This is a genomic window from Demequina sp. (assembly GCF_024642165.1).
GTDB lineage: Bacteria > Actinomycetota > Actinomycetes > Actinomycetales > Demequinaceae > Demequina.
The window spans coordinates 1-10,646 of record NZ_JAHEBP010000071.1; the positions used below are offsets into that span (position 1 = coordinate 1).

Sequence of the window (10,646 nt, forward strand, 5' to 3'; positions counted from 1 at the left end):
CCCTGCTCCGCGACCACCCCGCCTCGCCGGTGCCCGACCATGCGCGCGCATCGTTCATTCCCGAGGTGGCGCCCTACGATCCCGCGTTCCGCTTCGTGGTTCCGGTGCTCCCGGCCGATCCCGAGCGGCGCGAGGTGCCCACCGCATCGGACGGCGTGGTCCCGTTCGAGCGGGTGGGGCGCGTCGAGATGCCCGGGATCGGAGGTCTCGATGTCTGGTGGTTGGACTCGTACGGCGGCGGGCTGTTCGTCCCGTTGCGCGACGCCTCTCCGCGCAGCTACGGCGGCGGTCGCTACGTGCTGGACACCGTCAAAGGCGCCGATCTGGGCGGCGACTCCGGGTCGCTGGTGATCGACCTCAACTTCGCATACCAGCCGTCGTGCGCCTATTCCTCGGACTGGGTGTGCCCGCTGCCCGGTGCCGGCAACTCGCTGGCGACACCCGTCGAGGCGGGCGAGCTCTACGTGCCCGTCGACTAGGCGCGCGGCCGGGCAGGCGCCCCGGCCGCGATGTCGGCACCGCCACGGGACCTCCGTCCCACGCCAGACTCCCATCGGTTTGAAACGATTCACCCCAGGGGGTCGACCGGCCCCGTCGACATCGGGTCCATGCCGACCCTGACGTGGAGGTGCACCGTGGCACATCGGATGATCTGGAACCAGACGGCCTACTTCGGAGCGGGCGCGATCGAGGTGGTTCCCCAGGAGCTCGCCGCACGCGGATTCAGCAAGGCCTTCGTGGTCTCGGACCGGGTGCTCATCGAGACCGGCGTCACAGGGAAGGTGACCGCGCTGCTGGACGCCGCGGGCTTCCCGTACGAGGTCTACGACCGGGTGGTTCCCAACCCGCCCATCGAGAATGTGCAGGCGGGAGTGGCCGCCTTCGCCGCCTCCGGCGCCGATGTGCTGATCGCGGTCGGCGGCGGATCGCCGCAGGACACGTGCAAGGCGATCGGCATCATCACGGCGAACCCGGAATTCGCCGATGTCCGCTCGCTCGAGGGCGTGGCGCCCACCACCAAGCCGTCGGTGCCCATCATCGCGATCCCCACCACGGCGGGCACGGCCTCGGAGACCACCATCAACTACGTCATCACCGACGTCGAGAACAACCGCAAGTTCGTCTGCGTCGACCCGCACGACATCCCGATCCTCGCCATCGTGGATGCCGAGATGATGGCGACCGCGCCGCGCGGCCTCAAGGTGGCGACCGGCCTGGATGCCCTCACTCACGCCATCGAGGGCTACATCACGCAGGCCGCGTGGGAGCTCTCCGATCTGTTCCACCTCAAGGCGATTCAGATGATCGCCACCTCGCTGCGGGAGGCCGCCGACGGCGATGCGGAGGCGATGGAGCGCATGGCGCTCGCGCAGTACGTGGCGGGCATGGGCTACTCGAACGTGGGCCTTGGTATCGTCCACGCGATGGCCCATCCCCTGGGCGCTTTCTACTCGGCGCCGCACGGAGTGGCGAACGGCATCCTGCTGGCTCCCGTGATGGCCTTCAACGCCCCGGAGTCGGGGGAGAAGTACCGCGACATCGCCGCTGCGTTCGGCGTCGACGGCGCCTACTCCCTGCCGCTCGACCAGGCACGCGAGGCCGCGGTCGCGGCGGTGGCCGCCCTCACCCGCGACCTGGGCAACCCCACCACGCTCGAGGCCATCGGCGCGCTGTCCGAGGACGTCCCGGCGCTGGCGCAGGCCGCGTTCGACGACGTGTGCGCGGGTGGCAACCCCCGCGCCGCCAGCGTTCAGCAGCTCGAGACGCTGTACCGCTCGCTGTTCGCCTGACCCCCGTCCGACCCCGCGGTCCGGCGCACCACCCTGCCAAGATGGTGGCGTCGCCGGTCGCCGGAGCCGGGCGGGGAGGAGCCGAGCGTGGACCACCGCGGGGCCGACGGTCATCACGTCCTCACGAGCACGGATCGGGACGCCTACGCCTCGCTGCGCCGGCGTCCCGACAGCCGGGCCGAGCGCTACGCGATGGGACGTGCGCTGCGCAAGCAGGTTCCGCGCTCGACGCTGGGCGAATGGAGTGCGGCGAGCGCAGGTCGCGATCCCATCGCCCTGGTGGAGCAGAACCACGAGGGCAGGGTGCCCGAGCTGATCCCGGTCCGGGTGGGCCGCATGGTGGCCTCGCCCTACGGGTTCCTGCGGGGATCGGCGGTGGTGATGGCCCAGGACGTGGCGGCGCTGCCGGCCACCGGTATCACCCCGGTGGTGTGCGGGGATGCGCACCTGGGCAACGTGGGCTTCTACGCGTCGCCTGAGCAGGATCTGGTGCTCGACCTCAACGACTTCGACGAGGCCCACCCCGGGGCATGGGAGTGGGACCTGCGCCGACTGGTCGCGAGCACGTGGGTCGCGGGCAGGGAGAACGGTGCCTCCGAAGACGAGTGCGAGACGGCGGTGCTGTCCTGCGCGTCCGCGTACCGATCGGAGATCCGCTACCTGGCCGAGGAGCCGCTGTTCACGCGCTCGTTCGAGCGGATCGACGCCGCGCGAGTGCGCGAGCACTCGCCCGACAGCACGCTGGCCGACGAGCTCGAGCGCGCCGCACGTCGGGCGCGCGGCCGCACCTCGGACCGTGCACTGCCCCGGTTCACCACGGAGCGCCACGGCAATAGGCAGATCGTCGAGGAGCCGCCGCTCATCACCCGGCTTCCCTTCGCCGAGGCGGACATGCTCGCCGAAGGCCTCGACGAGTACTTGACCACGCTCGACCCGCACTGGCGACGGGTCCTCGGCGGCTACACGCTGGTCGACGTGGCGCACAAGGTGGTCGGGGTCGGCTCCGTGGGGCTGCGCGCGTACGTCGCTCTGCTCGAGGGGTCGAGTCCCGACGATGTGATCTTCCTCCAGCTCAAGCAGGCGCGGCGCTCTGTCCTGGCGCGGCACGTCCACGGCGACAACGCCTGGCACCGGCACCAGGGCGAGCGCGTGGTCGAGTACCAGCAGGCACTCCAGACGGTGAGCGATCCGTTGCTGGGCTGGACCACGGTGGACGATCGCCAGTTCTATGTCCGGCAGTTCCGGAACATGAAGGGCTCGGTCGCGCTCGACGCGATCAAGCCCCGTGCCCTGGCCGACTATGCGGGCATCGCCGGGCATCTGCTCGCGAAGGGGCATGCCCGCACCAGCGGCGCGTCGATGATCGCCGGCTACCTGGGGGCGGGGGACAACGTGGACCGCGCGATGGCCCGCTTCGCTCAGGCCTACGCCGACCAGACGGAAGCGGATCATCAGGCATTGGCGGCGGCGGTCAGGGCCGGACGGATGCCGATCGAGGAGTCGGCGTAGCCGCGCTCCCGTGCCATGAGACGCGACGAGCCCCGGACGCTGTCCGGGGCTCGTCGCACGTGGTGGGCGATACTGGGATCGAACCAGTGACCTCTTCCGTGTCAGGGAAGCGCGCTACCGCTGCGCCAATCGCCCATGCGAGGTGGGTACGGGATTCGAACCCGTGTATACGGCTTTGCAGGCCGCTGCCTCGCCTCTCGGCCAACCCACCGAGCGCCAACACCTGGTTGGCATCCGACCTACGAGCGGACGACGGGATTCGAACCCGCGACCCTCACCTTGGCAAGGTGATGCTCTACCACTGAGCCACGTCCGCGTGTCGGGGCGATTGCCCTGACCAGAGATAGACCTTAGCGGACTTTCGCGCGTGTATCCAAATCGGAAGGCCCTGCCTGGAGCGCGTGTCGCCACCCGTTCCCACATGCCGCCTGGCAGCGCCCCGGCGGGCGCGCCAGTAGCGTGGTCCACGTGAAGTGGGAGGACGATCCGAGACGGGCCGGCAGTGCCGCGTTCCGCGGCGTCCGGGCCTCCGAGCCGGTTGAGCACGTGGATCTCGCCGCCCACGGCGAGCGCGTCTCCGCCGGCGGATTCTGGGTGGTGGTCGCCACGTTCGAGGGCCGTCTCGACGCCTGGCGGATGGCCGCTGTCACCCGCGACACGGACGATGCGGTGCCCGAGCCCGAGCCCGCCCCCGGGCGCGAGTGGGAGGGGCCGGATCCCGGTGATTGGGCCACCTCGTTGGATCGGGCGACCTATATGGCGGGCGTGGGGCGCATCCGCCACGACATCCGCGACGGAGAGGTCTACCAGGTCAATCTGTGTCGCATGCTCGAGGCGTCCCTGCCCGCGCCCCAGCCGGGACCGGACGCCGTGGCCCTTGCGCATCGTCTCGCCACCGGCAACCCGGCGCGCTACGCCTCCCGGATCGTCATTCCGCGCACCCACGCGTGGCCCGGGGCGTGGGTGGTCTCCGCGTCCCCGGAGCTCTATCTCGGGGTGGACGGCTCCACGGTGCGCTCGAGCCCGATCAAGGGCACCGCGGCGCCCGGCACCGCGATGCTGCCCAAGGACGAGGCGGAGAACGTGATGATCACCGACCTCATCCGCAACGACCTCTCCCATGTGGCCCGCCCGGGGTCCGTGTCCGTGCCGGAGTTTCTCGCCGAACATCCGCACCCCGGGCTGATCCACCTGCAGTCCACCGTCGAGGCGACGCTCGCGCCCGACTTCGACTGGACGCCGGCGCTGTGGCCCGCGCTGCTGGACGGCACGTTCCCGCCGGGCTCCGTGTCGGGGGCGCCCAAGTCCTCGGCGCTGCGCATCATCGCCCGCGAGGAGCCCGTCGCGCGGGGCGCGTACTGCGGCGGCATCGGCTGGATCGACGCGGATGCGCGCCGGGCGGAGCTCGCGGTGGGCATCCGCACCTTCGCGTGGAGCCCTGAGCGGGGCGGACGCCTGTCCTTCGGCACCGGCGCCGGCATCACCTGGGGGTCCGTCGCGGCGGGCGAGTGGGAGGAGACGGAACTCAAGGCTCGTAGGTTGATCGGCCTCGCGTCGACGGTCAGAATGACCTCATGACAACGCTGGTGTGGGCCGGGGGCCTGCGCGCCGAGGACGAGCCCATCGTCACCGCCCAGGACCACGGCCTGACCGTCGGTGACGGCGTCTTCGAGACCATGGAGGTGGTGAGGGGCCGGGTGTTCGCGCTCGCCCGCCACCTCGCGCGGCTCGAATACTCGGCCACCCGCATGGGCATGACCCCCGTGGACCCCGAGGAGGTGCGGGAGGCCGTGGGCGAGGTGCTCACGGCCGGCTCCGGGCTGACCCGGGTGCGGATCACCCTCACCTCCGGCCCCGGCCCCATGAGCAGCGCGCGGGGTGGCGGCAGCCCCACGTTGGTGGTGGTGGCCAACGACTCACCCGCGCTCACGTCCTGCCGGGCGGTGCGTGTGCCGTGGCGTCGCAATGAGCGGTCGCCGCTGGCCGGCGTCAAGAGCACGTCCTACGGCGAGAACGTGGTGATGATGGAGTTCGCGCGGTCCAAGGGGGCGGACGAGGCGCTCATGGCCAACACCCACGGCCACCTGTGCGAGGGCACCGCGAGTAACGTGCTGGTCGAGCGCGGGGGAGAGATCGTGACGCCGCCGCTGGCATCCGGCTGCCTGCCCGGGATCACGCGTGGGCTCGCCCTCGAATGGGGCGCGGCGGCGGGAGTGCCCGTGCGCGTCGCGGCCCCCGGCGAACTGGAGATGGGGGTGCTCGACGAGGTGGTCGCCGGCGACGCCTTCGCGGCCGTCACCTCCTCGACGCGCCGCGTCCAGCCTTTGGAGGCGCTCGACGGGACGATGCTCGAGCCGGGTCCGCTGTTGACCCGCCTCGCTCAGGTGTTCGACGAGCGAGCCGCCGTCGACAACGACCCCGCGCCCCGCCGGCCGCACTAGTGCGACGCCGTGTGGGATTCGTCTCACGGCACTCCCCAACGGCCGGGCGACCGTGGCATGGTCGGGGAAAGGCGCCGGAGCCGGCGCGGGATCGAGGGGGGCACATGTCCAGGAACGTCACATGGATCGTCACGGGTGCGCTCGGCTTGATGGTCGCGGGAACGGGCGTCGCGTTCGCGGACGGGAACCTCACCGAGGACCCGGACGCCACTGGCGTCGTGGTGCCGCCGGTCACCGACACGTCGGGCCTGCTGGTGGCGGTGAGCTCGACCATGACGCCCACCTCCGTGGTGTCGCCGGTGTCCGCCCCCACGCAGGTGACGGCGCCCTCGACGCCGACGGCCGAGGAGTTCGCGGTCGCACCCGCGTCCGCAGTGGCCGACACGACGACGATCGCCTCGAGCCCGACCGCCGCCTCCGCGCCGTCCGCCAAGTCCGCGCCGTCCGCCAAGTCCGCGCCGTCCGCCAAGTCCGCGCCGTCCGCCAAGTCGGCGCCGTCCGCCAAGTCCGCGCCCAGCGCCCCGTCCGGGGACTGAGGCGCCCGCGGTCGACGAGCCTCCGTCCGGACGCGAGGATCGCGCTCCGGTGCAGACGGGTGTGCAGTCCGAGTGCTCGGGAGGCGCTACTATGGTGACCGCTCGAGGGCGATTGGCGCAGGGGTAGCGCGCTTCCTTCACACGGAAGAGGTCACTGGTTCGATCCCAGTATCGCCCACTCTCCGGAAGCCCCGGCCGTTCACGGCCGGGGCTTTGCCGTAGGCGCCGCCGGCCATGGTGAGATGGCTGCATGGTTCCCGGTCACGACGTCGCCCGCGAGCTGCGCGACGCCCCGGAGCCGATGCTGGAGGCAGTGATGGCCGCGTCCGGCGCAACCCTCGAGACGTGGCGAGTGGATGCGGTCCACGCGCGGCCCGGCGCCGAGACCAGCGTCGCGTTCGACGTGGTGGCCTCGGGTGAGCGCCTCTACCTGGTGGCGACCACCGCCGCCATCGACGACGCCTCGCGAGTCGCCATCGGCGCGGTGCGCGTGGACTCCGAGGCCGGCGCGGTCACGCTCTGGCGGCACCCCGCCGATCCCGCGCTGCCCGGGCTGGCAATCGCCAGTTCGGCGCGTGCACTCGAGTCGCGAGTGGCGGCCGTCCGGCGCCGCGACGCGCGCGTGGAGGAACTCCAGATGCTGGTACTGCGGCCCATGAGGCGAGCCGTGCTCCGCGCGACGTTCCGCGAGTCGGGAGGCCCCGAGACCTGGTACGTCAAGGTGGTGCGGCCCGATCGCGCTCCTGCGCTTCTCGCGCGCCACGAGATGTGCGCGCTGGCGCCGGCGGCGCTCGATCTCGGCGATGGCGTGGTGCTCGTTGCTGCGGCTCCGGGAGTTGCGTTGACGACCCGTCTCTACCGCCCGACGGCGCCGCCGGGCGCCCGGCCGGTCGATCCCCGCGTGCTGCTCGACGCACTCCGGTCGCTCCCGCCCGACGCCCGGGATCTCGACCGACGCGCGACTCCCACGCAGGAGGTATCGCGCTACGCGGAGGCCGCGGTGGCGGCGGGTCTGGACGCGGACCGCGTCTCTGCTGTCGTTGCGGAAATCATCGGGGGCGCGTCGGGGGAGCCGGGACCCGTGGTCGCGACGCATGGGGACTTCCACGCCGCCAACCTCTTCGTGTCCGAGGACCCCGCCGCCGTTCCCGTCGGGCTCATCGACGTCGACACCCTGGGACCCGGCTACCGTGCCGACGACCTCGCGTGCATGCTGGCGCATCTCCTCACCCTCCATGACCTCGATCCCGAGGGGTATGCGGACGTCCCCGATCTCGCGGAGCGAACGCGCCAAGTGTTCGCGGCGGAGGTCGACCCGCGGGAGCTGTCGCTCCGTGCCGCCGCGGTGCTGTTGTCGCTCGCGGCAGGGATCGGCGACCCCAGTTTTGCCGAGCGGTGGCTGTCTCGCGCGGAGACCGAAGCCGGGTTGCGCGGATCGAGCACGCCACCCCAGGTAGGCCGCCGATCGGGACCGTCGGCGGAATAGTGCCGCACCGCGGCCGCGTTGTCGGAGGTACCGACCGCACTCGAACGAAGGAGGCAGAGATGGACATCGACGACCTGAAGAAAAAGGCCGAGGACGCCTTGCCGGACGACGAGACGGTGGAGAAGCTGGGCGAGGCGCTCACCGGGCACACACCCGACGCCGCCGACGTGCCCGTCGCGAAGGCCGAGCAGTGGGCCAAGGACCACAACAAGGACTGATCCCCCCTCTACGGCGCCCGCCATCCCCTCACGGGGCGGCGGGCGCCGTGGTGTGCCGGCGGCGTCCCTGGCGGGGCGCGGCCGTTCCCGCGGGGCGCCCCCGGGTCGGTAGCATCGTCCTGTCACCCACCACTCGAGGAGAACACCGGTGCCCAGCCACATTGCGACCATCGACGGCGACGAGCGACAGCTCGAGCCGGGCACGACGGGCGCGGACCTCTTCGGCGACCGGCGCGACGTGGTGGTGATGCGCGTGGACGGTGCGCTGTGGGACCTCGCCCGCGAGATCCCGGCCGGAGCGGTGGTCGAGGCGGTGCCCGTCTCCGAGCCCGACGGCCTCATGGTGCTGCGCCACTCCACCGCGCACGTGCTCGCGCAGGCGGTGCAGCAGGTGAACCCGGACGCGAAGCTCGGTGTGGGCCCGCCCATCGAGAACGGCTTCTACTACGACTTCGACGTCGCCGAGCCGTTCACCCCCGAGGACCTCAGGGCGCTCGAGAAGGCCATGCAGCGCATCGTGAAGGAGGGCCAGGCCTTCCAGCGCCGCGATGTCACCCGTGACGAGGCGTTCGCCGAGCTGGGCCACGAGCCGTACAAGTGCGAGCTCCTCAGCCACGACGCCGCGGGAGCAGGCGGTCAACAGGCAGAGGGCGCATCGGTGGAGATCGGCGATGGCGACATCACCATCTACGACAACGTCCGCCGGGGCGGCGAGGTCGCCTGGAAGGACCTGTGCCGCGGCCCCCACGTGCCCAGCACCCGGGTGCTCGCGAACGGCTGGTCGCTCATGCGTTCCGCGGCCGCCTACTGGAAGGGCTCGGAGAAGAACCCCCAGCTGCAGCGCGTCTACGGAACCGCGTGGCCCTCGAAGGAGGAGCTCACGGCATACAAGGAGCGGCTCGCCGAGGCAGAGCGCCGCGACCACCGCCGCCTGGGCGCCGAGATGGACCTCTTCTCCTTCCCCGACGAGATCGGCTCCGGGCTCGCCGTGTTCCACCCCAAGGGCGGGGTGGTGCGCATGGAGATGGAGGAGTACTCCCGCCGGCGCCACATCGAGGAGGGGTACGAGTTCGTCTACACCCCGCACGCGACCAAGGCGCAGCTGTTCCAGACGTCGGGCCACCTCGACTGGTACGCGGACGGCATGTACCCGCCCATGCACATGGACGAGGAGCGCGACGCCGCGGGCAACGTGACCAAGCAGGGCCAGGACTACTACCTCAAGCCCATGAACTGCCCCATGCACAACCTCATCTTCGCCTCGCGCGGGCGGTCCTACCGCGAGCTCCCGCTGCGGATGTTCGAGTTCGGCACGGTGTACCGCAACGAGAAGTCCGGGGTGGTGCACGGCCTCACCCGGGCGCGCGGCTTCACCCAGGACGATGCTCACATCTACTGCACCCGCGAGCAGATGAAGGACGAGCTCACCCGCACGCTCGAGTTCGTGCTCGGGCTGCTCAAGGACTACGGGCTGGAGGAGTTCTTCCTCGAGCTGTCGACCAAGAACCCGGACAAGTTCGTGGGCTCCGACGACGTCTGGGAGGAGGCCACGGAGACGCTTCGCGAGGTGGGTCTCGCCTCCGGCCTCGAACTGGTGCCCGACCCGGGCGGCGCCGCCTTCTACGGCCCTAAGATCTCCGTCCAGACGCGCGATGCGATCGGGCGCACCTGGCAGATGTCCACCATCCAGCTCGACTTCAACCTGCCGGAGCGCTTCGAGCTCGAGTACACCTCCTCCGACGGCTCGCGGCAGCGGCCGGTGATGATCCACCGCGCGCTGTTCGGCTCCATCGAGCGGTTCTTCGCGATCCTCACGGAGCACTACGCGGGCCAGTTCCCGGTGTGGCTCGCGCCCGTGCAGGTACGCGCGATCCCCGTCGCCGAACCCTTCAACGACTACCTGGGCGAGCTGGTCTCGCGGCTGCGAGCCGCGGGCATCCGCGCGGAGCTCGACGCGAGCGACGAGCGCTTCCCCAAGAAGATCCGCACCGCATCCAAGGAGAAGGTGCCGTTCGTGCTCATCGCCGGCGGCGAGGATCAGGACGCCGGCGCCGTGTCCTTCCGGTTCCGGGACGGCACGCAGGACAACCAGGTGCCGCTCGACGATGCCGTGGCGCGCATCGTCGATGCCGTGCGCTCGAAGGCGCAGGTCTGACGGTGACGGAGGCGGCGGACGCGGAGATGATGGGAGGCGAGCCCGACGGGCTCGAGCGCCTGTGGACCCCGCACCGCATGGCCTACGTCAAGGGCGCCAAGCCCACGGACGAGCCGCCCGCCTGCCCGCTGTGCAAGAAGGTGGGCGCGGACGATCGCGAGCACCTGGTGGTGCACCGCGGCGAGCACTGCTACGTGGTGCTCAACCTGTATCCCTACAACCCGGGCCACCTCATGGTGTGCCCCTACCGCCACATCGGCTGGTACACCGAGGCCACGGACGCGGAGCGCGACGAGATGTCGGTGCTCACGCAGAAGGCCATGCACGTGCTGACCGCGGTGAGCGCTCCCCAGGGCTACAACATCGGCATCAACCAGGGACGCGTCGGGGGAGCGGGCATCTCCGCCCACCTCCACCAGCACATCGTGCCGCGATGGGAGGGCGACTCGAACTTCCTGCCCATCGTCGCGCGCACCAAGGCCGTCCCTGAACTGCTGGACGACACGTGGCG

10 protein-coding genes and 4 tRNA genes are annotated in these 10,646 nt (G+C 71.1%); 11 read left to right on the plus strand and 3 right to left on the minus strand.

The genetic code is table 11. The features are described from left to right. From Q0L54_RS07650 to Q0L54_RS07660, 3 genes are all read left to right on the plus strand, one after another. Positions 1-479: DUF1684 domain-containing protein (locus Q0L54_RS07650; protein WP_296666801.1), on the plus strand; the 479-nt coding region annotated here is incomplete at its 5' end. Between the two features lie 156 nt (positions 480-635). Further along, complete coding sequence (gene fucO / locus Q0L54_RS07655; RefSeq protein WP_296666803.1) at positions 636-1,790, plus strand: lactaldehyde reductase; 1,155 nt, start codon at positions 636-638, stop codon at positions 1,788-1,790. An 87-nt stretch (positions 1,791-1,877) separates the two neighbouring features. Further along, positions 1,878-3,299 (plus strand): DUF2252 domain-containing protein, encoded by a 1,422-nt coding sequence (locus Q0L54_RS07660; RefSeq protein WP_296666805.1) that lies wholly within the window; start codon positions 1,878-1,880, stop codon positions 3,297-3,299. A gap of 60 nt (positions 3,300-3,359) precedes the next feature. Here the strand turns inward: Q0L54_RS07660 and Q0L54_RS07665 are convergent. The 3 genes from Q0L54_RS07665 to Q0L54_RS07675 form a co-directional block, all read right to left on the minus strand. After that, a tRNA-Val gene (locus Q0L54_RS07665) sits at positions 3,360-3,434 on the minus strand. Positions 3,435-3,439: 5 nt separating this feature from the next. Next, positions 3,440-3,510, minus strand: a tRNA-Cys gene (locus tag Q0L54_RS07670). 33 nt (positions 3,511-3,543) lie between these two features. Continuing rightward, a tRNA-Gly gene (locus tag Q0L54_RS07675) sits at positions 3,544-3,615 on the minus strand. A 152-nt stretch (positions 3,616-3,767) separates the two neighbouring features. Here Q0L54_RS07675 and Q0L54_RS07680 point away from each other — a divergent pair. From Q0L54_RS07680 to Q0L54_RS07715, 8 genes are all read left to right on the plus strand, one after another. Beyond that, positions 3,768-4,877 carry a chorismate-binding protein gene (locus Q0L54_RS07680; protein WP_296666808.1) on the plus strand — a complete coding sequence of 370 codons (1,110 nt, stop codon included), beginning with the start codon at positions 3,768-3,770 and terminating at the stop codon, positions 4,875-4,877. Continuing rightward, a complete protein-coding gene (locus Q0L54_RS07685) occupies positions 4,874-5,740 on the plus strand; it encodes an aminotransferase class IV (protein WP_296666810.1) in 867 nt (288 codons plus the stop codon). The genes Q0L54_RS07680 and Q0L54_RS07685 overlap by 4 nt, the downstream gene beginning before the upstream one ends. A 104-nt stretch (positions 5,741-5,844) precedes the next feature. Next, positions 5,845-6,276 (plus strand): hypothetical protein, encoded by a 432-nt coding sequence (locus Q0L54_RS07690; RefSeq protein WP_296666813.1) that lies wholly within the window; start codon positions 5,845-5,847, stop codon positions 6,274-6,276. 106 nt (positions 6,277-6,382) lie between these two features. Then, positions 6,383-6,454 (plus strand) — tRNA-Val (locus tag Q0L54_RS07695). Positions 6,455-6,526: 72 nt separating this feature from the next. Further along, positions 6,527-7,762 (plus strand): phosphotransferase, encoded by a 1,236-nt coding sequence (locus tag Q0L54_RS07700; RefSeq protein WP_296666816.1) that lies wholly within the window; start codon positions 6,527-6,529, stop codon positions 7,760-7,762. A 59-nt stretch (positions 7,763-7,821) separates the two neighbouring features. Then, a complete protein-coding gene (locus Q0L54_RS07705; RefSeq protein ID WP_296666819.1) occupies positions 7,822-7,980 on the plus strand; it encodes an antitoxin in 159 nt (52 codons plus the stop codon). 148 nt (positions 7,981-8,128) lie between these two features. Further along, positions 8,129-10,135 carry a threonine--tRNA ligase gene (gene thrS / locus Q0L54_RS07710; RefSeq protein ID WP_296666822.1) on the plus strand — a complete coding sequence of 669 codons (2,007 nt, stop codon included), beginning with the start codon at positions 8,129-8,131 and terminating at the stop codon, positions 10,133-10,135. Positions 10,136-10,161: 26 nt separating this feature from the next. After that, a partial coding sequence (locus tag Q0L54_RS07715; protein WP_296666824.1) for an HIT domain-containing protein occupies positions 10,162-10,646 on the plus strand: 485 nt, incomplete at its 3' end.